Here is a 26,231-nt window from a genome sequence, read left to right as displayed (position 1 = left end):
CGGTGCTGGTCGGTGCCGGTCGGTGCTCGGTCAGTGCTCGGTCATCAGTTCGGAGTCGATGAAGGCGAACAGGTCGTCCGCGGACGCCGTGGCCAGCCGCTCGGCCGTGGTCGCCCCCTCCGGCGCGGACGTCAGGCCGTCGAGCAGGGCCTGTAGCTGCGAGGCCACCCGTGCGCGTTCCTCGGGCGGCAGTGCGCCCGCCTGCGCGCCGATCCTGTTGAGGTCGGCGAGCACGACGTCCGCGGACGGCTCCTCCGGCGCGCACAGCGTGGCGCGGAGGTGCTCCGCGAGTGCCTTCGGCGAGGGATGGTCGAACACCAGGGTGCTCGGCAGGTTCTCCCCCGTCGCGGTGTTCAGCCTGGTGCGCAGCTCGACCGCCGCCACCGAGTCGAAGCCCATGTCCTCGAACGACCGGCCGGGCTCGACCTCGGTCGCGTCGCCGTAGCCCAGCACCGCCGCCACCTGCGTACGCACCAGGTCGAGCAGCGTGCGCTGCTGTTCGGCCGGGCCCATCTCGCGGAGGCCGGACAGCGCCGGAGACGGCCCGGCCGGCTGGGAGGCGAGACCGGAGCCGGGCCCGGAACCGGCGCCTGCGTCCGCGCCGGCCGGCGGCAACGCGTTCAGCAGGGGCCGCGGCCGGGCAAGGGTGTAGGCGGGGACGAAGCGCGGCCAGTCGAAGTCGGCGATCACGACCTCGGTGTCGTCGTGGTCGAGCGCCTGGCCGAGGGCCTTGACGGCCCGCTCGGGCCGCATCGCCGGGGTGCCGATCCGGCGCAGCACCGCGCCGAGCTCGGCGTCGACCATGCCGCTCTCCCAGGGGCCCCAGGCGATGGAGGTGGCCGTCAGGCCGCGGGCCCGCCGGTCGCGCGCGAGCGCGTCCAGGTAGGCGTTGGCGCTGGCGTAGGCCGTCTGCCCGCCGCTGCCCCAGATCGCCGCGCCCGACGAGAACAGCACGAACGCGTCGAGCGGCCGGTCGGCGAGCAGCTCGTCGAGGTGCCGCGCGCCCGCCACCTTGGCCTCGCCGACCTCGGCGAACTCGTCGACGTCGAGGTCGGCCGGCGACGCGATCCGCTGCAGGACCCCTGCGGCGTGCACGACGGCGGTGAGCGGCGGCTCGGCGGGCAGGTTCTCCAGCAGGTCGCGTACGGCGTCCCGCTGGGCGACGTCGCAGGCGACGACGCTCACCCGGGTTCCCCGGGCGGTCAGCTCCTCGGCGAGCTCCGCCGCTCCGGGGGTGGCCGCACCCCTGCGGCCGGCCAGCACGATGTGCTCGGCGCCGCGGCCCGCGAGCCAGCGCGCCACGTGCGCGCCCAGCCCGCCGGTGCCGCCGGTGATGAGGATGGTGCCGCGCGGCCGCCACGACCGCGCGGGAGCGGTCCCGCCGAGGCCGGCCGGCACCATGCGCCGGCCGAGAATCCGTCCGGACCTGACCGCGACCTGGTCCTCCCCGGTGGTCCCGGACAGGACGGCGGCGAGCCCGTCGAGGGCCGCCTCGTCGATCGTCTCGGGCAGGTCGACCATGCCGCCCCAGCGCTCGGGGTGGTCGAGGGCGACACCGACGCCGAGGCCCCAGATCGTCGCCTGGTCCGGGCTCGGCGGCGCGTCCGAGGGGCCCGTGCCGACCCCCCGCCGGGTGACGCACCACACCGGCGCGGTCACTCCGGCGTCGCCGAGCGCCTGCACGAGGGTGAGGGTCGCGGCGGTGCCGGCGGGCAGCGCGTCGTGCCGGGGATGCGGGCGTTCGTCGAAGGCCAGCAGGGACAGCACCCCCGCGAGGGGTGTCCCGCCCGCGAGGGCCCGGCGCACGGCGTCGGCCGTCGCGGCGCGGTCGGCGCCGGTCTCCAGCACCTCGACGGTCGCGCCCCGGCCGGCGATTCCGGCCGTCAGCGTCGCGACCGCCTCGCGAGCACCGTCCCCGATCTCGCCGCCGGGCACGGCGACCAGCCACGCGCCGGTCAGCGCGGGAGCGCCTGCCGGCACCTCGTGCCAGTCGATCTTGTAGCGCCACGCGTCCAGGTCGGCGTCCGGCAGGGCCGGGGTCTCCCGCCAGTACTGCTTGCGCTGGAAGGCGTACGTGGGGAGCTCGGTCCGGGTGCCACCGGTGCCCTCGTAGAACGCCCGCCAGTCGATCGCACGGCCGCGCACGTGCAGGGTGCCCAACGCCGAGACGACGTCGTGCGCCTCGCCGGCGCTGCGGGAGGACCCGCGCAGCAGCGGCACGTACGCGCGGTCCTCGCCGGGCGCGCCGTCGGCCGCCAGCGCGGTGAGCACGGCGGCGGGACCGAGTTCGAGGAAGGTGGTGACGCCGCCGTCCGCCAGCCACCGCACGGCCTCGTGGAAGCGCACGGTCTGCCGCGCGTTGCGGAGCCAGTAGTCGGCGTTGGCCAGCTCCGCGGCGCCGACCGGCCCGCCGGTGACCGTCGAGACGAGCGGGACCCGCGGCGGGTGGTAGGTCAGTCCCTGCGCCACGGTGCGCAGTTCTGCGAGCATCGGCTCCATCAGCGGCGAGTGGAAGGCGTGGGACACCCGCAGCCGCCGGATCTTGCGGCCCTTGGCCTCGAACCGCGCGGCGAGCTCGCTCACGGCGGCGTCGACGCCGGAGATCACCACGGCGGACGGCCCGTTGATCGCGGCCAGGCCGACCCGGTCGTCGAGCAGCGGCGCGATCTCCTCCTCGCTCGCCTGCACGCTGATCATCGCCCCGCCGTCGGGCAGCGCCTGCATCAACCGCCCGCGCGCCGCCACGAGCTCGGCCGCGTCCGCGACCGACAGCACGCCCGCCGCGTGCGCGGCGGCCAGCTCGCCGACGGAGTGACCGGCCAGGTAGTCGGGCCGCAGTCCCCACGCCTCCAGCAGCCGGAACAGCGCCACCTCGATCGCGAACAGCCCGGCCTGGGTGTAGAGGGTCTGGTCGATCGCCCCGGTGTCGTCGCTCCAGAGCACCTCCCGCAACGGCCGGGCCAGGTGGACGTCCAGCTCGGCGGCGACCTCGTCGAACGCCTCGGCGAACGCGGGGAACGCGGCATGCAGCTCCTGGCCCATCCCCGGCCGCTGCGCCCCCTGGCCGGTGAACAGGAACGCCGTCCCGCCGCGGGGCTGCGCCACGCCGCGCAGCACGTCGGGGCCGTCGGTGCCGTACACCAGGGCGGTCAGGCCGCGCCGCAGGTCCTCGCGGTCGGCCGCGACCAGCACCGCACGGTGCGGCAGCGCCGCCCGCGCGGTCGCCGAGGTGAACCCGATGTCGGGCAGTGACAGCTCCGGCCTGGAGTCCAGGTGGGTCAGCAGCCGCACAGCCTGCGCGGGCAGCGCCGCACCGGTGTGCGCGGAGAGCAGCACCGGCAGGACCGGCACCGTCGAGGCCGGCGGGCGCGAGAAGACCTGCGGGTCCTCCTCGGCCGTCGGCGGCTCCTCGATGATCACATGCGCGTTGGTGCCGCTGAGCCCGAAGGAGGAGATCCCCGCGCGGCGCGGGCGTCCGGAGGCGGACCAGGGAACCGGCTCGGTGAGCAGCCGGACGGCGCCGGCCGACCAGTCCACGTTGGGCGAGGGCTCGTCGACGTGCAGCGTCTTGGGCAGGACGCCGTGACGCAGCGCCATGACCATCTTGATGATCCCGGCCACTCCAGCCGCCGCCTGGGTGTGGGCGATGTTCGACTTCAGCGACCCCAGCCACAGCGGCCGGCCGGCCGGGCGGTTCCGGCCGTACGTCGCGATGATCGCCTGCGCCTCGATCGGGTCGCCGAGCGTCGTTCCGGTGCCGTGGCCCTCGACCACGTCCACGTCCTGGGCGGACAGCTGGGCGCTGGCCAGCGCCTGCTGGATGAGCCGTTGCTGGGACGGCCCGTTCGGGGCGGTCAGGCCGTTGCTCGCGCCGTCGGAGTTGACCGCGCTGCCGCGTACGACCGCGAGGATCGGGTGGCCGTTGCGCTCCGCGTCCACGAGACGCTCGACCAGCAGCAGGCCGACGCCCTCGCCCCAGGCCGTGCCGTCCGCCGCCGCCGCGAAGGACTTGCACCGGCCGTCGGCCGCGAGCCCCCGCTCCTGGCTGAACCCGACGAACGAGTCCGGCCCGGCCATGACCGTCGCGCCGCCGACGACGGCCAGCGTGCACTCACCGGCCCGCAGCGCCTGGATCGCCCAGTGCAGCGCGACGAGGGAGGACGAGCAGGCCGTGTCGACGGTGACCGCCGGGCCCTCCAGGCCGAAGCTGTAGGCGATCCGGCCAGACGCCACGCTGGCCAGCCCGCCGGCACCGCCGCCCGGCGCGTAGTCGTGGTAGACGATGCCGGTGAAGACACCGGTACGGCTGCCGCGCAGTGACGCGGCGTCGATCCCGGCGCGTTCGAACAGCTCCCAGGTGGTCTCCAGCAGCAGCCGCTGCTGCGGGTCGGTCTCCCGCGCCTCCCTCGGGCTGATCTTGAAGAAGTCGGCGTCGAACTGGCCCGCGTCGTGCAGGAAGCCGCCCATGGTGGTGTAGGTCTTGCCGGGCGCGCCGGGTTCCGGGTCGTAGAGCCCGGACACGTCCCAGCCGCGGTTGACGGGGAACGACGAGACCGCGTCGCCCCCGCTGGCGACCAGCTCCCACAGGTCCTCCGGGGAGGAGACGCCGCCCGGGTAGCGGCAGCTCATCGCGACGATCGCGATCGGCTCCCCCTGCCGCGCCTCCATGTCGCGCAGCAGCCGCTTGGTCCGGCTCAGATCGGCGGTCGCCCGCTTCAGGTAGTCCCTGAGTTTGTCGACGTCAATCATGTCAATCTCCACTGGAAGGGACTGTCGGCGAATCGACGCCGAGTTCGCTGTCGATGGCCGCGAACAGTTCCTCGTCGCTGGCGTAGCTGAAGTCGTTGTCCGCGGCGATGCCGCCCATCACCCGGGAGTCCTGCCAGCGGCGCAGGAGCGCCTCCAGGCGGGCGGTGATCCTCCCGGACTCGTCGCCCATCACGTCGCAGTTCTCCAGGGCCGTCTCCAGCGCGTCCAGCTCCGCGAACACCGGCGAGGCCGAGCCTCCCGCGCCGATCTCGCCGTCCAGGTAGGCGGCGATCGCCTGACACGTCGGATAGTCGAAGACCAGGGTGGACGGCAGCGAGAGCCCGGTCATCGCGCTGAGCCGCTTGCGCAGCTCGATCGCGGCCAGCGAGTCGAAGCCGAGCTCCGACAGGGCGCGGTCGGCGTCGACCGGCTCCTGCGAGGAGTGGCCGAGCACCACGGCGACCTGTTCCTGAACCAGGTCGAGCGCCGCCTGCGCCCGCGCGACCCCCGACAGGCCGCCGAGCCGCTGCCGCAGCGCCGCGGCGGCGTCCTCGTCGATCGGGGGCAGGTCGACCGCCATCCTCCCGACGGTCGGCCGGTCCGCGTCGATCCAGTAACGCTGACGCTGGAAGGCGTAGGTGGGCAGGTCGACGCGGTTGGCGCCGGCCTCGGCGTAGAAGGCCTGCCAGTCGACCGGGACGCCGGTGGTGTGCAGCTGCCCGAGCGCGGCGACGACCGTGCCCGGTTCGGGCCGTCCGGCCCGCATGGTGGCGGTGAAGATCGCGTTGTCGGCCTCGTCGAGGGTCTGCTGGGCCATCGCGGTGAGCACCGCGTCCGGGCCCAGCTCCACGAACCGGGTCACCCCCTGGGCCGCCAGGGTGGTCACCGCGCTGGCGAACCGCACCGCCCCGCGCACCTGGTCCACCCAGTACTCGGCGGTGCCGAACCCGTCGTCGGCGAGGCCGCCGGTGACGGTGGACACGATCGGGATCGACGCCGGAGCGTAGGTCAGCGACTCCGCCACCTCGGCGAAGTCGGCGAGCATCGGCTCCATCAGGTGGGAGTGGAAGGCGTGGGAGACCCGCAACCGGCGCGTCTTCCGCCCCTGCTCCGCCAGCCGCGCGGCCAGGGCCAGAACGGGGGCTTCCTGCCCGGAGACCACCACGGCGCGAGGGCCGTTGACGGCGGCGATGTCCACTCCGTCGGTGAGCAGGGGGGTCACCTCGTCCTCGGTGGCCTGGATGGCGACCATCGCCCCACCCGACGGCAGGGCCTGCATCAACCGGCCCCGCGCCGCCACCAGCCGGCACGCGTCGGCGAGTGACAACATCCCGGCGACGTGCGCGGCGGCCAGCTCCCCGACCGAGTGACCGGCCAGGTAGTCCGGCCGCACCCCCCACGAGGAGACCAGGCGGAACAGCGCCACCTCCACCGCGAACAACCCCGCCTGCGCATACGCCGTCTGGTCCACCAGATCGGCGTCGGAGCCCCAGATCACCTCACGCAACGGCCGATCCAGATGCCCATCCAGCTCGTCCACGACCGCGTCGAAGGCCTGCGCGAACACCGGGAACGCCGCGTGCAGTTCACGGCCCATGCCCAGGCGCTGGGCACCCTGACCGGTGAACAGCACACCCACCTTCCCACCGGAACGGGCGACACCCTGCACCACCCCAGGTGCGGTGCCGCCCTCAGCCAGTGCCGCCAGCCCCGCCAGCAGCCCGGCCCGATCCCCACCCGTGATGACCGCCCGCCGCTCGAACGACGCCCGCGTCGTCGCCAGCGAGTAGCCGATGTCGGCCACGCTCAGGGCGGGACGGTCCTGCACGAAGGACAGCACCCGGGCCGCCTGGCCGGCCAGCGCGTCCGCCGTCTTGCCTGACACCACCCACGCCACCGGAGCCGCGCTCTCGTTCTCGACCGGGACCTGCGCGGTGCCGTCGGTCAGCTCCGGCGTGGCGGGGAGGACGGTGCCGGTGAGCAGGGCCGGGGAGGGGGCCTCAGCGAGGAGGACATCCGCAGGGGCGAGGTCGGCGGGGGCCTGCTCGATGATGACGTGGGCGTTGGTGCCGCTGATCCCGAACGACGACACACCCGCACGACGGGGGCGGTCCACCTCCGGCCACGGCATCGCCTCGGTCAGCAACCGAACCTGACCCGCCGACCACTCGATGTGCGGAGAGGGCTCGTCCACGTGCAACGTCTTGGGCAGCACCCCGTGCCGGATCGCCTGCACCATCTTGATGACCCCGCCGACACCGGCCGCCGCCTGGGCATGACCGATGTTCGACTTCAGCGACCCCAGCCACAGCGGCCGCTCCTCAGGCCGATCCTGACCATAGGTCGCCAAAACCGCCTGCGCCTCGATCGGGTCACCCAGCGTCGTCCCGGTGCCGTGACCCTCCACCGCATCGACGTCCCGCACCGACAACCGCGCGTTGGCCAGCGCCTGGCGGATCACCCGCTCCTGCGACGGACCGTTCGGCGCCGTCAGACCATTCGACGCACCGTCCTGGTTCACCGCCGAGCCCCGCACCACCGCGAGCACCCGGTGCCCGAGCCGCCGCGCGTCCGACAACCGCTCCACCAGCAGCACGCCGACGCCTTCACCGAGTGAGGTGCCGTCCGCGCCCGCGCCGTACGCGCGGCAGCGGCCGTCCGGCGACAGGCCCTGCTGCTCGCTGAAGTCGACCAGCATCTCCGGGGTGGCCATCAGCGTCACCCCGCCGGCCAGCGCGAGGGAGCATTCCCCCGACCGCACCGACTGGACCGCCAGGTGCAGCGCCACCAGCGAGGACGAGCACGCGGTGTCGATCGTGACCGACGGGCCCTCGAACCCGAAGACGTACGACACCCGGCCCGAGGCGATGGATCCGGTGCTGCTGTTCGCGGCGTAGTCGTGGTACATCATCCCGGCGAACACCCCGGTCGCCGAGCCCCGCAGCGTATCCGGGTCGATGCCCGCCCGCTCGATCGCCTCCCACGAGGTCTCCAGCAGCAGCCGCTGCTGCGGGTCCATCGTCAGCGCCTCGTTCGGCGAGATCCCGAAGAACCCGGCGTCGAACTCGGCTCCCTCGTACAGGAAGCCGCCGCCCTGCGCGTACACCTTGCCCGGCGCGCCGCGCTCGGGGTCGTACAGCGCGTCGACGTCCCAGCCGCGGTCGGCGGGGAACTCGGAGATCGCGTCCACGCCGTCGGCGACCAGCCGCCACAGGTCCTCCGGCGAGGACACCCCACCCGGGTACCGGCAGGCCATGCCGATGATCGCGATCGGCTCGTCCGCACCCGGCGTGACCGCCGACGCGGGCACCGGGACGGGGGCGGACGTGGCCGCCGGGGCGAGCAGCTCGGCCAGGCGGTTCGCCGCGGCGCGGCTCGTCGGATAGTCGAAGATCATCGTGGCGGGGAGCCGGAGGCCGGTGGCCGCGTTGAGCCGGTTGCGCATCTCCAGCGCCGTCAGCGAGTCGAAGCCCAGCTCCTTGAAGGCCCGGTCCGGCTCGATCGCGTCGGCCGACGAGTGCCGGAGCACGTCCGCGACGCAGGTCCGCACCAGGTCGAGCAGCGTACGGGTGACCTCGTCGGGCCCGAGACCGGCCAGCCGGTCGGCGAGCGAACCGTCGGCCGTTCCCGAGTCGCGCGCGGCCCTGCGCGGCGGCCTCCGTACCAGGTCGCCGAGCACGGCGGGGAGCGCGTCGGCGGACGCCTGGGCGCGGAGCCCGGCCGGGTCCAGGCGGACCAGGGCGAGATGGGCGTCCCCGGCGGAGAGCGCGGCGTCGAACAGGATCAGGCCCTGCTCGGGAGTGAGCGGCGGAAGCCCGTCGCGGCGCAGTCTCCGCGCGTGCTGGTCGTCGAGCGCGTCGGCCATGCCGACGCCGGTCCACGGGCCCCAGGCCATCGAGGTCGCCGGCAGGCCCGAGGCGCGCCGGTGGGCGGCGAGCGCGTCGAGGAACGCGTTCGCCGTGGCGTAGTTGGCCTGTCCGGCGGCGCCGATGGTGCCGGCGACCGAGGAGAACAGGGCGAAGACGGCCAGGTCGAGGTGCTCGGTCAGCTCGTGCAGGTGCCAGGCGGCGTCCGCCTTGGGCCTCAGCACGGATTCGAAGTCGTCCGGCGTGAGGGTGGCGAGCACCCCGTCGGCGAGCACGCCCGCGGTGTGCACGACGCCGGTGAGCGGGTGCCCGTCCGGGATCGCGTCGATGACGGCGGCGAGCGCGGCCTTGTCGGCGACGTCGCAGGCCGCGATGGTGACGTCCGCTCCCAGGCCGGTCAGCTCCTCGCGAAGCTCCGCGGCACCGGGCGCGGCGACGCCCCGGCGGCTGGTCAGCACCAGGCGGCGCACGCCGTACGCGGTGACCAGGTGCCGCGCGACGCGCCCGCCCAGGCCACCGGTGCCACCCGTGATCAGCACCGTGCCGTCCGGGTCGAGCACCCGACCGCCGGGCACCGCAGCGTCGAGCGCCGCGCCGTCCTGCACAGCACCGTTCTGCACAGCGCCGGCCGGGGCGAGCGAGGCACCGGGGACGCCGTCCGTCTCGGGGACGACCGCCAGGCGTGGCACGAGGAGTTCGCCGCCGCGCAGCGCGAGCTCGGGCTCGCCGGTGGCGGCGGCGCGGGCCAGCGTCTCCGGGGTGACATCGGGATCGTCGGCGTCGACCAGCACGAACGCGCCGGGGTTCTCCGCCTGGGCCGCCCGGACCAGGCCCCACACGGGCGCCTGGGTCAGCTCGACCGGGCCGCCGTCCACGGCGACGGCCCCCCGGGTGACCAGCACCAGCGGGCCGGTCGCGGCCCGCTCGTCGGCGAGCCGGTCGCGCAGCGCGCCGAGCACCTGCTGGACGATCTCCCGCACCTCGCCCGGCACGGCATCGCCGGCCGGGACGGGGCAGTGATAGACGGCGACCTCAATGCTTTCCGCCGGGCCCTCCGCGGGCGCGGAGACCGGCCGCCAGACGATCCGGTACGGCGAGAGCGCCTTCGTCTCCGCCGCCGGGGCCAGTTGCTCGGCGGAGACCGGCCGGCTGACCAGCCCCGCCACGGTCAGCACCGGGCGGCCCGCGGCGTCGGCCGCCTCCAGCCGCACCGCGTCCGGCCCCTCCGGAGTGAGCCGCACCCGCAGTTCGGTGGCGCCGACCGCGTGCAGCGTGACATCGGTCCAGGCGAACGGCAGGACGGTGTCACCCGACCCGGTCACCAGGGCCGTGTGAAGAGCGGCGTCCAGGGCGGCCGGGTGCACCGCGAACCGCTCGGCGTCGCCGTGGGCCTCCTCGGGGAGCCTCACCTCGGCGAACAGCTCGTCGCCCCGCCGCCAGGCCGCCCGCAGGCCCTGGAACACCGGGCCGTAGGCGTACCCGCGCTCAAGGAGCCGGTCGTACGCGCCGTCGAGCGCGATCGCGGTCGCGTCGCGCGGCGGCCAGGTCGCCAGACCGGCATCGGACGGTGTCGCGGCACGGTCCCGCAGCGCGCCGGACGCGTGACACGTCCACGGCCCGTCGGGGTCGTCGTCCCGGCGCGAGTGCACGGCGACCGGGCGGGCGCCGGACTCGTCGGCGGGCCCGACGACGACCTGCACCAGCACGTTCTCGTCGTCCGCGAGGATCAGCGGCGCCTGGATGGTCAGCTCTTCGAGCACCGGGCACCCGGCCTGCTGACCCGCGATCAGCGCCAGGTCGACGAAGCCGGTGCCCGGCATGAGCACCGTGCCGAGCGCGTCGTGGTCGGCCAGCCAGGGGTGGGTGCGCAGCGAGACGCGGCCGGTGAACAGGTGCCCGTCGCCGTCGGCGAGGGTGACGGCGGCGCGCAGCAGCGGGTGCTCGATCGGCTCCTGGCCCAGCGCGGTCACCTCGACGGCCGACTCGGGGTTCTGCCAGTAGCGCTCGCGCTGGAAGGCGTACGTCGGCAGGTCGACCACGCGCGCGGCGGGCCGTCCGGCGGTCCAGTCGACCTTCGCCCCGCAGACGTGCGCGTTCGCGAGGGAGGTCAGGAACCGGGTGAGGTCGCCCTGGTCGCGGAGCAGCGACCCGACCACCGCGGCGTCGGCCTCCTCGGCCTCGAAGGTCGCCTCCACGCCGTGCCGCAGCACGGGGTGCGGGCTGCACTCGACCCAGAGGTCGAATCCGTCCCGCAGCAGCGCCCGGGTGGCCTCGTCGAACCGTACGGTCTCGCGGAGGTTGGTGTACCAGTACTCCGCGCCGAAGGCGGTGGTGTCGGCGAGGTCGCCGGTCACCGTGGAGTAGAACGCGACGGACGCGGGCCGGGGGGTCACCGGGGCGAGGATCTCGATGAGGCTCTCGCGGATGGCCTCGACGTACTGGGAGTGGGACGCGTAGTCGACCGGGATGTTCTTGGCCCGCAGGCCCTCGCCGGTCAGTTCGGCGAAGAGTTCGGCCAGCGCCTCGGGGTCTCCGCAGACCACCACGGAGCCGGGGCCGTTGACCGCGGCCAGGCACAGCCGGCCGCCCCAGCGCTCGATGCGGGCGGTGGCGGCCTCCGCGCCGAGCGGGACGGACATCATGCCGCCCTGTCCGGCGAGTTGCTCGCCGATCAGCCGGCTGCGCAGGGCGACCACCCGCGCGCCGTCCTCCAGGGACAGTGCGCCCGCCACGACGGCCGCGGCGATCTCGCCCTGCGAGTGGCCGACGACGGCCTCCGGGACCACCCCGTTGGCCCGCCACAGCTCGGCCAGCGACACCATGACGGCCCACAGCACGGGCTGCACGACGTCCACCCGGTCGAAGCCCGGCGCCCCGGGCTCGCGCCGCAGCACGGCGAACAGGTCCCAGTCGACGAACGGCTCCAGCGCCCGCGCGCAGGCCGCCATCCGGTCGGCGAACGCGGGCGCCTGGTCGATCAGGTCCGCCGCCATCCCCGCCCACTGCGACCCCTGACCGGGGAAGACGAAGACGGGACGGCGCGTCACCGGCGCGACACCGGTGACGACCTTGGCGTCGTTCTGGCCGGCGGCGAGCGCCGCCAGCCCCGCGACCAGTTCGTCCCGGTCGCCGCCGAGGACGACGGCCCGGTGCTCGAAGCGGGCGCGGGCCGTCGCGAGCGAGTGCGCGACGTCGGCCGCCTCCAGCTCCGGGCGGACGTCCAGGTGGGACCGGAGCTGCCCGGCCTGGGCGCGCAGCGCCTCCGGGCTCTTGGCCGACAGGATCCACGACGTCACCGGGGACGCGCCGGCCTCCGCCGGGGAGTCCGACGGGGTCTCGCCCGTGGCCTCTCCCGGGGTCTCGCTATGGGAAGCGGCCGTGGAGTCGGCCGCCTGTTCGATGATCACATGGGCGTTGGTGCCGCTGACGCCGAACGACGACACCGCGGCACGCCGCGGCCGGTCGACCTCGGGCCAGGGCGTCGCCTCGGTCAGCAGCCGGACGTTGCCCGCCGACCAGTCCACGTTCGGCGTCGGCGCGTCCACGTGCAGGGTCCTGGGCAGCAGCCCGTGCCGGATCGCCTGCACCATCTTGATGACCCCGCCCACGCCGGCCGCCGACTGGGTGTGCCCCAGGTTCGACTTGAGGGAGCCCAGCCACAGCGGCCGGTCGTCCGGGCGGTTCTGGCCGTACGTCGCGATGATCGCCTGGGCCTCGATGGGGTCGCCGAGCTTGGTGCCGGTGCCGTGTCCCTCGACCACGTCCACGTCCGCCGGCGACAGCCCGGCGTGCTCCAGCGCGCGGCGGATGAGCCGCTGCTGCGACGGCCCGTTGGGCGCGGTCAGCCCGCTGCTCGCGCCGTCCTGGTTCGTCGCCGTCGCGCGCAGCACGGCCAGCACGGGGTGGCCGTTCGCACGCGCGTCCGACAGCCGCTCCAGCAGCAGCACGCCGCAGCCCTCGCCCCAGCCGGTCCCATCCGCGGCCGCCGCGTACGACCGGCACCGGCCGTCCGGGGAGAGCGCCCGCTGCTTGCTGAACTCGACGAAGGCGTCCGGGCTCGCCATCAGGCACACGCCGGAGGCGAGGGCCAGCGTGCTCTCCCCCGCGCGCAGGGACTGCGCGGCGAGGTGCACCGCCACGAGGGACGAGGAGCAGGCCGTGTCCACCGTCACACAGGGGCCCTCGAAGCCGAAGATGTAGGACACCCGGCCCGAGGCGACGGAACCGGTGCCCTGCGCGTCGGCGTAGTCGTGGTACATCATCCCGGTGAACACGCCCGTGGCGCTGCCCTTCAGCGTGCCCGGGTCGATGCCGGCGCGTTCGAACGCCTCCCAGGTGGTCTCCAGCAGCAGCCGCTGCTGGGGGTCCATCGCCAGGGCCTCACGGGGCGAGATGCCGAAGAAGGCCGCGTCGAAGTCCCCCGCGTCGTACAGGAACGCACCCTCACGGGTGTACGCCTTGCCGGGTTTGCCGGGTTCCGGGTCGTACAGGTCCTCCGGCCAGCCGCGGTCGGCGGGGAACGCCGACGTCGCGTCGACCTCGTCGACGACCAGGTTCCACAGGTCCTCCGGCGAGGACACCCCGTGCGGGTAACGGCACGCCATCCCGACGATCGCGATGGGTTCGCCGGAGGACCGGTGTTCCAGCTCGGCGAGCCGTCTCTTGGCCTCCCGCAGGTCGGCGGTGGTCCGCCTGAGGTATTCGAGCAGCCTCTCCTCGTTGCCCATTTCTTCTCCGCGAGGTCCCTATGCCGTGGTCTGGGAAACGGCCGAATCAGCGGGCGCGGCGTCGAGGACGCCGGAGAAGCCGGGATACTGCGCGATCGCCTCGTCGGCGGTCAGCGGCGGCAGCTTCGGTCCACGCATCATCGCCACCAGCAGCGGCAACGTCATCATCTTCTTGGGGGTGATCACCAAGGACGCCGCGCTGTAGGTCGCACGGGCCATGGCGGGGTGCTCGGTGACCACGCGGCCCCAGCGGGCGGCCATCTTGAGCTGCGATGGGCCGCCGCGGAGGGTCAGGTTGGTGCGCACGTTGGGGAACCACCGGTCCTGGCCGATCGCGACCTCCCACCAGGGCTCGCCGGCCTTCGCGATACGCTGCTGCGCCCGCCGGGCCAGGCCGTCGGTGAACCCCGTACGCTCCACTTCCTCCCGCAGCGCGAGCGCGCCGAAGGCCGAGATCGACATCCCGGTGGCGTAGTTGGGGTTGAGCGTCATCGCCGCGTCGCCGAGCACGACGAAGCCCTCCGGGACGATCCGCTCGAAGTGCCTGCGCCGGTTGGCCAGGCCGCGGTAGGCCCGGATCTCGCCGAGCGGCGTCGCGCCCGCGAGCAGGTCCGCGATGATCGGGCTCCGCATGCTGCGGGCGAACTCGAGCCAGCCCTCCTCGTCGGTGGGCGGGTGCGCGCCCCTGGTGCCGATCAGCGCGACGATCCAGCGGCCGTCCTCGTTGGGGAGCAGCGCGGCGCCGCGGCCCGGCTCTCCGGTGCTGTTGTCGGCCTGGATCAGGATGCCCGGGAAGTCGTCACCGGCGGACGGCGGCGCCAGGAACGACCGTCCCGCGTACGCGAAGCCGGCGTCCAGCGTGTCCTCGGCGACCTCGGGCAGGCCCAGGTCGGTGAGCCAGCGGGGCGAGTCGGAACGGCGGCCGGCCGCGTCGACGACGAGGTCCGCCTCGATCGTCTCCGCCGGCCCGCCGTCACGCTCGACGCGTACGCCGGTGACCCGGGAGGCGTCACCGGTCAGCCCGACGACCTTGGCCGACTGGATGAGGGTGATCCGGTGATAGCTGAGCGCCTGGCGGCGTACGACGTGGTCGAGCAGCGGGCGGCTGCAGGTGACGACGAAGGGGTCGCCGTCGAAGCGCCGGCTCCAGCCCTGCGGGGACAGCATCGCCATCCGCTCGCCGAGCCGCAGGTGATGCGCCCCGTGCGCGTACAGCAGGTCGGTCGTCTTGGGCAGCAGCGTGTCCAGCGCCATCGCCCCGCCGCCGAACAGCATGTGGTTGTGGTGGCCCTGGGGAAGCCCGCGCCGCTGGGCGGGCGAGGTGGGAAACGTGTCGCTCTCGATGATGGTGACCCGGTCGACGTGGCGAGCGATCGCAGTCGCCGCCAGCATCCCGGCCATCCCACCGCCGATGATCGCCGCGTGGGTCATCGTCGCACTCCCGGTTTCAGACGCTCGCCGCTCGGCGCTGGGCCTCCTGCTCCAGCGCCGCGAAGGTGTGGTGCATGTCGCGTGCCATGCCCTTGGCCCAGAACAGCTTGAAGACCGGCGTGAACCAGCCGGTCAGCTGGACCCGGCGGGTCACTCTGACCTGGCCGGCGCCGATCTGCTCATAGGTGTTGGTGATCGCCATGGCCCCGCCGGGCATCGGCGACTCGGTCGAGTACTCCTTGCCGGGGATCACCGCGACGACCTTGAACGGGCCTCCGGGGGCGCCGCGCGGCTTGGTCCAGCCCTCCGCGCCCGGCACGAAGTCGCCCTCGAAGCGCGACACGTCGACGTGCGGGTCCCAGCTCGCCCACGAGGCCGGGTCCGACACGGTCTCCCAGACTGAGGCGATGTCGCCGGTGATGGTGGCTGACTCCGTAAGGCTCAGCATGAGGTACCTCTTCACTCATCAGGGTTCTTCGGGTGAGCTGGCCGTCGACCACGGCGGCGAACGCTCATTTGCTGATTCATTGAATCGGGATGCAACCCCGAACCGCCAGAGGATTCGCCCCCTATCATTGGCTTAGCAGGGATAGGGGTCTATTGCCCTTTTCAAGGGGAAACGCCCTGAGTGGCAACAGGGTGAAATCGCCTGCAAATGGGGCTAATAGTGGGCGCGTACGCGATATTCATCGCCGGCCGCTCGTCGCCTCGCGCCTGACGCCGGGCGAGGGCGGCCGGGCAGCTCCGTGAGCCGCCGGCTCACACGCGGGGCGGCCGGCCGGAGCGCCACCCCCGGGACGCCACAACCGGGGCACCCCAACCGGGGCGCTCCTCTCCGCGGGGCCGTCGCGCCGCGGTCCGTACGCCGTGGTCTATACGCGGCGGTCTGTACGCCGCGGTCTATACGTCGCGGTCCGTACGTCGCGGTGCTCGCGCGCGGCGCATGCGCGACTCGCGCGGGGTCCCGTCGCGGGCTCGATCCTCATCCGCGCGGCTCGTCCGCATGCCGCTCCACGCGGCCCTCGCATGCGGGACCGTCGTGTGTGCGGCCGGTTCTCGCGTACGGCCGGCGCGAGCGTGGTGGCGGTGCGCGCGTCCGTCGTTCAGGACGCCGGGACGCCGGCCGCTCTGGCGGCCGTGGCCGGGCAGGTCACGGCGCGGGTCACAGCGCGGGGCACAGTGCGGGGCACGGCGCGGGTCACAGCGCGGGGCACGGTACGGTGGCGCCGAGCCCGGTGACGTGCGTGATGCCGAGCCGCATGACGTGCCTGGCGGCACCCCTGGTGACGTGCCTGGTGGCGTCCCGGTTGAGGTGCCTGGTGGTGGATGCGGCGCCGGGTGTGGGGACGGAAGGCCGGTGACTCACACCGGCTCGCGAACCACGACGGCCTCCCTGGCCGGCAGGGCGAAGTCACGCTGGTACCACAGCAGCGGCGTGCCGCCGACGTTCAGTCGCGTCGCGACCATCGACCCGACCAGCAGGTCGTGGTCCCCCACCGCGAGGGTGCCGCTCGACACGCAGCGGAAGGCCGCCTTCGCGTCCAGCAGGCAGGGCAGGTCGGAGTCGGGCCAGAAGCCCAGCTCCCCGCCCGCGAAGCGGTCGACGCCGTGGGTGGCGAAGGTCCTCGCGAGGTCGCGGTGCTGCTCGCCGAGGACGTTCACCACGAACTCCCGGCAGGAGGTGATGGCCTCGTGGCAACTCGATCGGCGGTCCACACCGACCAGCAGCAGCGGCGGCTCAAGGGACCCAGAAGTGACGGAACTGGCAGTGAAACCCCAGCGACGCCCATTCTCGTCCACTGTCGTGACGATTGTGAGCGGTGCCACGAGTTCCGCCATCGCCTGGCGAAAGGCGCCTGCGTCTATAAGTGATTCCACTTGCATTGTCACGATTTGAGTTTCACATCATGCCATCGCCGGGCACATCCCCTGCCGACCCCTAACACCGACCGTTATTCGGTCGCCGACGGCCCGCGGGGAGCCCACGGCGGCAACGATGGCGACGATCAGGCGGACGGACAACCCCTACCGGGATCACCCCTGCCGGACCCTGCAGATGCGCCCGCTCTGCCCCGAGATCGGCCTCCGACGCTTTCTCCCGGGGCGCCGGCCCGCTTAACTGGCACCATGAACGAACCTGCGGCGATCAGGAGCATCCTGCCGCCCGGAGTGGTGGCGGTCGACACCTTTCACGACGCCCACGACGGGATGCTCTTCGCGGCGGAGGAGAAGGCCGTGAGCCGATCCGTGGACAAGCGCCGCAACGAATTCACCACCGCGCGCATCTGCGCGCGCCGGGCGATGAAACTGCTCGGCGTCCCCGAGCAGCCCATCCTGCGGGGCGATCAGGGCGAGCCCAAGTGGCCGGCGGGCCTGGTCGGCAGCATCACGCACTGCGCCGGCTACCGGGGGGCCGTCCTCGCGCCTCGCGGCGAGGTCGTCACCCTCGGCATCGACGCCGAACCCGACGACGCCCTGACGAACGGCGTGCTCGAGGCGATCTCCCTGCCCGAGGAACGCCTGGCCCTGCAGAAGCTGGCCCGCAAGCATCCCGGAGTCGCGTGGGACAGGCTGCTGTTCTCGGCCAAGGAAGCGGTCTACAAGGCGTGGTTCCCGCTGACGAAGCGCTGGCTCGACTTCGAGGACGCGATGGTGACCATCGACCCCGACAACGGCCGCTTCACCGCCGCGCTGAAGGTGAAGGGACCGTACGTCTCGGGGGCGCAGCTCACCGGCTTCTCCGGGCGCTGGGTCGCCACCAACGGCCTGCTGCTGGCCGCCATCGTCGTGCCCGCCCAGTCCCGCTGAGCCGGGCCCACTGAGCCGGGCCCACTGAGCCAGGCCCACTCAGCCGGGCCCACTGAGCCAGGTCACTCAGCCGGGCACCTCAGCCGGGCACACTCAGCCGGGCGCACTGAGCCAGACCCGTTGAGCCGCGGTCTGCTCTGGTTTCGGGCCGCCCACGCGGCCTCGGCACGCGCGGCGGGGTGACCTCGCGCCGGTCCCCCGCCGGTCAGCGGGCCCGTCGCGACACACGGGAAGCCTGTCGCGACACGCGGGAAGACGGCGTGCGGCCACCCCGGTAATGTGCGCCCGCCCATGTGCGCCCGCCCATGTGCGCCCGCCCATGTGCGCCCGGTCGGGGCGCCACCCTTCGGCTCGCCGCCATCCCGGCGAACAGCACGGCGGACATCGCGGCGACCATCACGGCGACCATCACGGTAGGCATGGCGGGGCGGGCCCGTCCGCCGGCGGGGTTGACCGGGCGCGCGCCCGCGCACCCGGTCGTATGATCGCCGCCGACGCGGTGCGGGCCGTCCGCTTCCGGGAGGAGAACCGGCCCACCCCGCCGTACCGCAGTGCTCGGATGAATGTCTCACTCCTGCGGCGTCGCCGGCACCACTTCTGTGCTCGCCGATTCCCGCTTCGCCGCACTCAACGCGCGCGCCCGCCAACCCTCCGCGTGTCCCGCCCGAGGAAATGAGTCATGCTTCTACCAGCCATCACAAGGAGGGAGCGCCGTGACCGACACCCCGCGCGAGGGCGGATACCGGCCGGGCTACGAGGTGGCCGCGGAGCAGGTGCTGGAGTTGATCGCCCGACTTGGCCTGCGTCCGGGTGACCGCATGCCGACGGAGAACGACCTGGCCGGACAGCTGGGCACCAGCCGCACCGTCGTGCGCGAGGCGGTGAAGATCCTGTCGGCGCTCGGCCGGGTGCGCGCCCAGAAGGGCCGGGGCCTGTACGTCGCCGACGACGAGGGAATGCTCGGGGCCGGGCGGCTGGCGTCGTTCTTCCTCCCCACCGACCTCGACCACGTCTACATGCTGTTCGAGTTCCGGCGCGCCCAGGAGATGGAGACCAGTCGGCTGGCCGCCCGCCGCGCCACCCCCGCCGAGCTCAGAGCCGTCGAGGAGGCCGCCGCCGTGTGCCGCCACGGCTTCGAGACCGGACGCGAGGACCTGTTCAACGAGGGCGACGACGCCTTCCACACCGCCATCGCCACGGCCTCGCACAACATGTTCCTCCAGATCGCCGTACGCGAGGCGCGGCGGCTGCAGGTCCAGTCCAACATGATCGGGCTGCGCGGCTCGGTCGGCGGGCACACCGCCAAGGCCGTCGAGGAGCACGACGCCATCTACCAGGCCATCTGCGCCGGAGATCCGGCGGCCGCGGCCCACGCCGCCGCCGCGCACATCGACAACACCCTGGACGACTACCGCAGAGAGATCCAGCATCGCCTCTTCTCCCCGGCCGACCGGCCCGGCCCGGCGGTCAGCACGGGCAGGTCTGGGTGAGCGGGGCGGATACGGGCGACGCGGTTCAGGGCGGACCGGTCGGCACGGGGTTGCTCCATAGGCGCTCCGGTGCGTCGCACGACTGAGTCGCGGAGTCCGACTCTTCGTCCTGGCAACTCGTCGTGACGGTGGTGGTGTGAGGCAGAGCAAATACCACGTGTCCGGAGCCCGTCAAGTAGACGGCATGTGCGGTCCCGCCGCCCGCGCGACCCCACCTGCCCTTATGGAGCGAAGATCACCTCGCCCGGAGAGCGCCGCGTGAAAGTTTCACCGGCGAGGGGATCACGGTCGGCCCGCCGCGACGATCTTCCACTGCCGGCTGGCGCTGCCGCTGCCGGCGTACAGGCCGGTGCTCGCGTTGCGGATCCGCACATAGGCGCCGCCCCGTCGCCCACACCCCAGGCATACCGCAGCCAGGTCACCCGTTTCGACACCGCCCGCGCCGCCTGGGCGGCCAGTCGCCCCATCCGGTCGATCCCTCCGAACCGGCTGGTGGAGGCCTTGGCCGCGGTCGGGACGACGGTTACCGCGCCCTGGCCAGCACCAGCGCAGCCAGAAGTCTGAACATCCGACCACTGCTTTCGGGCGAACGTAGCGGCCGAACGAATCCGGCACCGGGAAGGCCGTCAAGAGCCCGCACTCGGGCCTTTCCGGTGCTTCTCCCGGCCTCCGGACACCGCCCATGCGCTCCCCCTGGGGCTGGTCAGGCCTCCGCCGGAGCCGATCAGTATGAAACATTCATCCGTGACGAACCGGGACGCGGCCGGGCGAGCAGCGGGTCAAGGGTCCGATGACGAGTGTGAAACTTGGGGCTTGACGGACCGTTATGTTCCGCTGATAACTGGTAGCCAGACCTCAGAGGCCGGCCCTCTCCGGACCCCGCCTCGCGGTCCGACCATCACGCCGGGCCCGGGAGCCCCCCGGACCTCCCCGCGGTGGCCGCAAGCGTCGACTGCCCCATGGCAGTCATTGTTAACGCTAACATTGCGAGCCCATGAGGAAGGACCACCTAATGAGCCGGCGAAAAGAGAATCCGGTGCGCGGCGTCATGAGTGTCGTCGTCGCGCTCCTGGCGGTCGCGATGTCCCTGGTGGCCGTCGCCCCGGCACACGCGGCCGTCGGGATCACGATCAACGGCGGTTCCGGCGGCCGTACGTTCGACGGCGTCGGCGCGATCAGCGGTGGCGGGGGCAACAGCCGCCTGCTCGTCGACTATCCCGAGCCGCAGCGCAGCCAGATCCTCGACTACCTGTTCAAGCCCGGGTACGGCGCCTCGATGCAGATCCTCAAGGTCGAGATCGGCGGTGACACCAACTCCACCGACGGCGCCGAGCCGAGCCACCGGCACACCTCCGGCGACATCGACTGCAACCGCGGCTACGAGTGGTGGCTGATGGAGCAGGCCAAGGCCCGCAACCCCAACATCAAGCTGGTGGGCCTCGCCTGGGGCGCCCCCGGCTGGCTCGGCAACGGCAACTTCTGGTCGCAGGACACGATCAACTACCTGGTCGACTGGCTGGGCTGCGCGAAGAACAGCCACGGGCTGACCATCGACTACCTGGGCGGCTGGAACGAGAAGGGCCGCGACACGAACTGGTACATCAACCTCAACTCGGCCCTGGACTCCCGCGGCTACAGCAACGTGAAGATCATCGCCGATGACAACTTCGGCTGGGGCATGGCCGACGACGCGGTGAACAACAGCGCCTTCCGCAACGCGGTCGACGTGTACGGATCGCACTACGTCTGCGGCTACCGCGGCGCCCAGCAGAACTGTCCCAGTTCCACCAACGCGATCAACTCCGGCAAGGCGCTGTGGGCCAGCGAGAACGGCTCCGACGACTACAACGACGGGGCCAAGGCGCTGGCCCGCGGCATCAACCGCGACTACATCGACGGCAAGATGACCGCGTACATCAACTGGCCGGTGATCGCCGCGATCACCCCGAACCTGCCCTTCGCCACGATGGGCGTGGCAGTGGCGCCGCAGCCCTGGTCCGGTTACTACGCCGTCGGCAAGAACGCCTGGGCGATGGCGCAGACCACCCAGTTCACCGCCCCCGGCTGGAAGTACCTCGACTCCTCCAGCGGCTACATCGGCGGCAATCGCAACAACGGCAGCTACGTGTCGCTGAAGTCCACGAACAACACCGACTACAGCACGATCATCGAGACGATGGACGCCACCTCCGCCCAGACGCTGAACTTCAGCGTCACCGGCGGCCTGTCCACCGGCCAGGTGCACGTGTGGGCGACCAACCTCAACTCCGGCAACTCCGCCGACTACTTCGTCCACACCGGCGACCTCACCCCGTCCGGCGGCAACTACTCCCTGACCGTCCAGCCGGGGTACGTGTACTCGATCACCACCACGACCGGACAGGGCAAGGGCACCGCGACCAGCCCGGCCCGGGGCTCGATGGCCCTGCCGTACTCCGACACCTTCGACTCCTACGCCGTGGGCCGGGAGGCGAAGTACCTCATGGACATGCAGGGCTCGTTCGAGGTCGTGGGCTGCGGCGGCGGACGGTCGGGCCGGTGCGTGCGCCAGATGGCCCCGCGCCAGCCGATCCTGTGGACCGGCGGCTCCCACCCGTACGCCCTGCTCGGTGACCTGGGCTGGAGCAACTACACCGTCTCCACCGACGTGATGCTGGAGCAGAGCGGCTACGTCGAGGTCATCGGCCGGGCCGGCGCCCAGCACTCCTTCGGTCCCGAAGGACTCAACGCCTACTACCTGCGGGTGACCGACGGCGGCGCCTGGCAGATCATCCGCAACAACGTCGACAACGCGATGACGACGGTCCGCAGCGGGAACGTCGCCGGGCTCGGCACCGGCCGCTGGCACACCCTGGCCCTGACCTTCTCCGGCAGCACGATCACCGCGAGCATCGACGGGACGCAGGTGGGCTCGGTCACCGACGGCACCTGGGGCGCGGGCCAGATCGGCGTGGGCACCAGCACGACCGAGACCGCGCAGTTCGACAACCTCACGATCACGCCGGGCCAGGGCGGCACCGGCAACGGCAACCTGCTGCGGGGCCTGGCGAGCGGCCGGTGCGTGGACGTGCCGAACCAGTCGCAGACCAACGGCACCCAGGTGGCGCTGTGGGACTGCAACGGCGGCACGAACCAGCAGTGGACCTACACCTCCGGCAAGCAGCTCCAGGTGTACGGCAGCAAGTGCCTCGAAGCCGGCACCACCAACGGCGCCGCGGCCGTCATCAACGGCTGCTCCGGCGGAGCCTCCCAGCAGTGGAACCTCAACGCCGACGGCACCGTCACCGGCGTCCAGTCCGGGCTGTGCCTGGACGCCAACGGCGCCGGGACCGCCAACGGCACGAAGGTCATCGTGTGGTCCTGCAACGGTGGAAGCAACCAGCAGTGGAGCCGTAACTGACCCTGCCCGGTCGCTCGCCCCGGCGGTCCGCCGCCGGGGCCCGGCCGGCCCCCGCTCCCCCGCCCGGCCGTGCTCCGGGCGGGGGCCCGGCGTCTCCTGGACCGCGCCTCCGCAGGTCGAAGCGTTTCGACGAGAGACGTGCCGTCAGGGCGTGTCGGGCGTCGCCCCCTCCCGGCGCTCGCAGGCGGCGGCGAGGATGAGATAGGCGCTGGCCGTCCAGGTGTAGGCGCGGTCGCGGAGACCGGCGCCGCTGCGGGCGTCGAAGTTCTCCGCGAACCCCGACTTCTCGCACAGCATCCGGAAACGGGCGCTGATCTCGTCGGCCTGCTCCGCGTACCCTGCGCGGCGCAGGCCGTCCTCGATCAGCACGGTCGAGGGCGCCCAGATCGGGCCACGCCAGTAGCCGTCGTCCTGGTAGTGCGGGGAGGCGGGCGGCTCGGTGGCGAGCCCGAACTCGGTCAGGTGGGTCTCGATACCGGCGGCGAGCGCCGCGCGGACGGGTTCCGGCAGCTCGTCGCCGAGCACGATCGGCATCAGGTCGAGCAGGCTGGAGCTGGACCAGGTGCGTCCCGACAGGGCGCCCCTGGCGACGAACCGCTCGCCGTCCCACAGCTCCGCGAGCAGCGCCTCGCGCATCCGGTCGGCCTCCCGGGTCCAGGCCGCCGCCTCGTCCGTACGGCCGAGCCGGTCCGCGAGCCGGGCCAGCTCGCGCATCTGCAGGACCAGGAACGCGGCCAGGTCGGCGGTCTCGACGACGCGCTCGGGGTCGAAGGTGGTGGCGTTGTCCCAGCCGCTGTCGTTGCCGTGCTGGTAGTGCGCGAGCGGGCGGCCCGGCGCGCGCCGCTTCGTCAGCCAGAAGCCGGTCCACCGCTCGAGCAGCCGGTACGTCTCCAGCGGCTCCGCCCGCTCCGGCAGGCGGCGCAGCGCCCAGCCGTGGATGGGCGGCTTGACGAAGTTGTAGAGGATTTCGGAGTGGGTGACGGAGTCGGGCAGCGCGCCCGTGGCGTCCTGGTGGTCGAAGGGCACCCGGAACTGGTCCCACGCCAGCTCCGGCAGGCCGTCGGCGAGGGCGATGGCGTTGAAGCAGTGGTCCCAGCTCCAGACCTTGTCCATCCAGTGCTTGGACATCAGCACGGCGGAGCGCGTGACGAACCCGGCCGGGCGCACCGTCGCCGACCACAGGACGTACGCCGCGAGCTCGGCGGCGGGAGTGCGGTCGCTCCGCCAGGGCGCCACCGCCTCGGCGAACGCGTCGAAATCGGCCCGGGCCGCCGCGACCACCTCGTCGAAGTCGCTCACGGCGGCATAGGGGGCGCGGGCGGTCTCGTACTCCTCGACGGCGATCTCCCACGGCTCACCGTCGCCGGGCAGCACGACGCCGCGCTCGGCCGTGCCGAGCGCCTGCGCGCCCGCCGGCTCGGCCCGCCCGGCCAGCAGGGTGATCCGGTAACGGCGCCCGGTCTGGTAGACCGTGAAGACCCACGAGCCGTCGCAGGGATCCTGGTAGAAGTACGGACCGCTGAACGGGGTCAGGACCGGGTCGGCCGCCTGCAGGTGCAGCCCGAGACCGTGCCCGCGCAGCCGTACGGTGTCGGGGTTCTCGTACGCGAGGTCGATCCGGCCGGTGTCGCAGGCCCACGTGAGCAGGTGCGGCGCGGCGGTGACCACGGTCTCGGCGCGGTCGCCCGCCACGGCCGGCACCAGCCGCAGGATCGGGTGCATGCCGGTCTGGTGCGACACGAGATGGACGTCCCGCGCGTAGTTCTTCTCCCCGATCACCGGTGAGAAGCCGAACCAGGATCCGCGGAAGCTGAACGGGATCTCCTGCGGGGAGAACACCGGGCCTGCGGCGACGGTCATGAAGACGATGTCCCTTCTGTCCTGAGGAGAGCCGGCTGCCGGCGAGGAGGGCCGGGTCAGTGCTTCACCGCGCCGGCGGTGACTCCGGCGGCGACGTAGCGCTGGGCGACGACGAGGAGCACGGTGGCGGGGATCGAGGCGATCACGGCGGTGGCCATGATGGCGTTCCACTGCTGGTTGTTGTTGCCGATGTAGTGGTAGATGCCGAGCGTGATGGGCTGGTGGTCGCCGCCCTGGTCGAGGGTGCTGGCGAAGACGAAGTCCGACCAGGCCCACAGGAACGCGAACAGCGACACCGTGATGACGGCGTTCCGGCTGACCGGGAGCACGACCGACCAGAACGTGCGGGTCGCTCCCGCGCCGTCCACCCGGGCGGCCTGCAACAGCTCCTCCGGGATCCCGGACATGAACGTCGTCAGCACCAGCACCGCGAACGGCACCGCCAGCGTGGAGTCGGCCACGATCAGCCCGGGGAGCGTGTTGAGCAGGCCGGTGCTGAGGAAGATGGCGTAGAACCCCATCGCCATGATGATCCCGGGGATCATCTGCGCGATCAGCAGCGCGAACGTCAGCGCCCCGCCGCCGCGCGGGCGGAGCTTGGCCAGCGAGTACGCCGCGGGCGCCGCGACCAGCAGGGTCAGCGCCACCGTGCCGAGCCCCACGACCAGGCTGGTCGCGAGGTACGGCAACTGCCGGTCGAGCACCTCGCGGTAGCCCTCCAGGGTGCCGTCGACGGGGAACCAGTTCGGCGGCGACTTGCGCATGTCCTGGTCGCGGGTGAAGGAGACGTTGATCATCCAGTAGACCGGGAACAGCATCAGGCCGGTGAGCGCCAGCCCGAGCGCGGTCTTCGCCGGGCCGCGGGAGCCCCTCATCAGAAGGCCTGCCTTCGCTGGAGACGGATGTAGACCAGCCCGAACACCAGGGCCATGACGATCAGCAGGTTGCCGACCGCGGCGCCGGGCCCGAACGCCGGGAGCAGGTTGCCGAACCCCAGCCGGTACGACCAGGTCGCGAACGTGGTGGACGACCCGCTCGGCCCGCCCCTGGTCATGATCCAGATGATGTCGAACACCTTGAGCGTGTAGACCAGCCCGAGCAGCAGCGTGATCGCCGAGACCGGCCGCAGCAGCGGGAAGGTCACCCGCCAGAACCGCTGCCAGCCGCTCGCGCCGTCCAGTTCGGCCGCCTCGTAGATCACCGGGTCGATGGCCTGCAGGCCGGAGTACAGCACGACCAGGTTGAACGGGATGCCGATCCAGATGTTGGCGATGACGACCGACCACAGCGACCAGTCCGGCGAGGTCAGCCAGTGGACCGGAGCCGCGCCGAACGCGCCGAGGACGGCGTTGACGACGCCGGAGTCGCTGTTGAGCATCCACGACCAGGTGGAGGACGACACGATCAGCGGCAGCAGCCACGGCACCAGGAACAGCGCCCGCAGCGTCGCGGACAACCGGAAGTTCCGGTGGAAGAACATCGCGAGGGCGAGCCCGATGGTGAACTGGAAGGCCAGCGACACCACGGTGAACACGACCGTGTGCCAGAGCGCCGGCCCGAACGTCGGGTCCGCCACGACCTTCGCGTAGTTGGCCGTCCCGGTGAAGGGCGCGTCACCCCGTACGAACGACCGCACGGTGTAGTCGCGCAGGCTCAGGTCGAGGTTGCGGTAGAGCGGGTAGGCGTAGAAGACCGCAAGGTAGACGACGACCGGAGCGAGGAAGGCCCACGCCGCCCACTGCCGGGACGGGGGCCGCGCCATCGCCCGGCGGCCGCGCCCCGCGGCCGGTGCGCGCGCGGCGGCGGGCGGCGCGGGCGCCTGTGTCACGTGATTCATGCTGTCCTTCGTCCGACGGGAGGCCGCGAGAGGATCTCGGAAAGGGGCCCCGGGGCGCCGATC

At 72.7% G+C, this 26,231-nt stretch carries 12 protein-coding genes; 3 read left to right on the top strand and 9 right to left on the bottom strand.

The features are described 5' to 3' along the window. Nucleotides 1–30: 30 nt before the first annotated feature. The 6 genes from HHX33_RS37470 to HHX33_RS28880 form a co-directional block, all read right to left on the bottom strand. The gene (locus tag HHX33_RS37470; RefSeq protein ID WP_182877369.1) at nt 31–4,749 is read right to left on the bottom strand and encodes a type I polyketide synthase; all 4,719 of its coding nucleotides are present in this window, start codon (nt 4,747–4,749) and stop codon (nt 31–33) included. A gap of 1 nt (nt 4,750) precedes the next feature. Further along, nucleotides 4,751–13,342 carry a type I polyketide synthase gene (locus tag HHX33_RS28900; protein WP_182877368.1) on the bottom strand — a complete coding sequence of 2,864 codons (8,592 nt, stop codon included), beginning with the start codon at nt 13,340–13,342 and terminating at the stop codon, nt 4,751–4,753. Between the two features lie 18 nt (nt 13,343–13,360). Next, nucleotides 13,361–14,773, bottom strand: coding sequence for an NAD(P)/FAD-dependent oxidoreductase (locus HHX33_RS28895; protein ID WP_182877367.1), 1,413 nt, complete (start codon nt 14,771–14,773; stop codon nt 13,361–13,363). Nucleotides 14,774–14,789: 16 nt separating this feature from the next. Continuing rightward, entirely contained in the window at nt 14,790–15,221 is a 432-nt protein-coding gene (locus HHX33_RS28890; protein WP_117408109.1) for an SRPBCC family protein, read from the bottom strand. A gap of 750 nt (nt 15,222–15,971) precedes the next feature. Further along, nucleotides 15,972–16,139, bottom strand: coding sequence for a hypothetical protein (locus tag HHX33_RS28885; RefSeq protein ID WP_182877366.1), 168 nt, complete (start codon nt 16,137–16,139; stop codon nt 15,972–15,974). After that, nucleotides 16,136–16,612, bottom strand: a complete 477-nt coding sequence (locus HHX33_RS28880) for a flavin reductase family protein (protein WP_259402965.1) — start codon at nt 16,610–16,612, stop codon at nt 16,136–16,138. Before HHX33_RS28880 ends, HHX33_RS28885 begins: the two co-directional genes overlap by 4 nt. A gap of 288 nt (nt 16,613–16,900) precedes the next feature. Here HHX33_RS28880 and HHX33_RS28875 point away from each other — a divergent pair, with 288 nt between their 5' ends. The 3 genes from HHX33_RS28875 to HHX33_RS28865 all read left to right on the top strand — a co-directional run bounded on the left by HHX33_RS28875 (nt 16,901) and on the right by HHX33_RS28865 (nt 22,471). Beyond that, the gene (locus HHX33_RS28875; RefSeq protein ID WP_182877365.1) at nt 16,901–17,581 is read left to right on the top strand and encodes a 4'-phosphopantetheinyl transferase family protein; all 681 of its coding nucleotides are present in this window, start codon (nt 16,901–16,903) and stop codon (nt 17,579–17,581) included. 713 nt (nt 17,582–18,294) lie between these two features. Next, a complete protein-coding gene (locus tag HHX33_RS28870) occupies nt 18,295–19,071 on the top strand; it encodes a FadR/GntR family transcriptional regulator (protein WP_220502325.1) in 777 nt (258 codons plus the stop codon). Nucleotides 19,072–20,119: 1,048 nt separating this feature from the next. Then, on the top strand, nt 20,120–22,471 hold the full coding sequence (locus HHX33_RS28865) for a ricin-type beta-trefoil lectin domain protein (protein ID WP_220502324.1): 2,352 nt from the start codon (nt 20,120–20,122) through the stop codon (nt 22,469–22,471). A gap of 144 nt (nt 22,472–22,615) precedes the next feature. Here the strand turns inward: HHX33_RS28865 and HHX33_RS28860 are convergent, their stop codons facing one another. Genes HHX33_RS28860 through HHX33_RS28850 form a run of 3 tightly spaced genes read right to left on the bottom strand, consistent with a single transcriptional unit; the run spans nt 22,616 to nt 26,159 of the window. Continuing rightward, entirely contained in the window at nt 22,616–24,331 is a 1,716-nt protein-coding gene (locus HHX33_RS28860) for an amylo-alpha-1,6-glucosidase (protein ID WP_182877362.1), read from the bottom strand. Nucleotides 24,332–24,387: 56 nt separating this feature from the next. After that, nucleotides 24,388–25,206, bottom strand: coding sequence for a carbohydrate ABC transporter permease (locus tag HHX33_RS28855; RefSeq protein WP_111700070.1), 819 nt, complete (start codon nt 25,204–25,206; stop codon nt 24,388–24,390). Next, on the bottom strand, nt 25,206–26,159 hold the full coding sequence (locus tag HHX33_RS28850) for a sugar ABC transporter permease (RefSeq protein ID WP_310741570.1): 954 nt from the start codon (nt 26,157–26,159) through the stop codon (nt 25,206–25,208). Before HHX33_RS28850 ends, HHX33_RS28855 begins: the two co-directional genes overlap by 1 nt. Between the last annotated feature and the right edge of the window lie 72 nt (nt 26,160–26,231).

The organism is Microbispora sp. H10670, assembly GCF_014161385.1.
GTDB classification, from domain to species: Bacteria; Actinomycetota; Actinomycetes; order Streptosporangiales; family Streptosporangiaceae; genus Microbispora; species Microbispora triticiradicis.
Note: the sequence above shows the minus strand (reverse complement) of the source record. Positions and strands in the feature narration are given on the sequence as shown.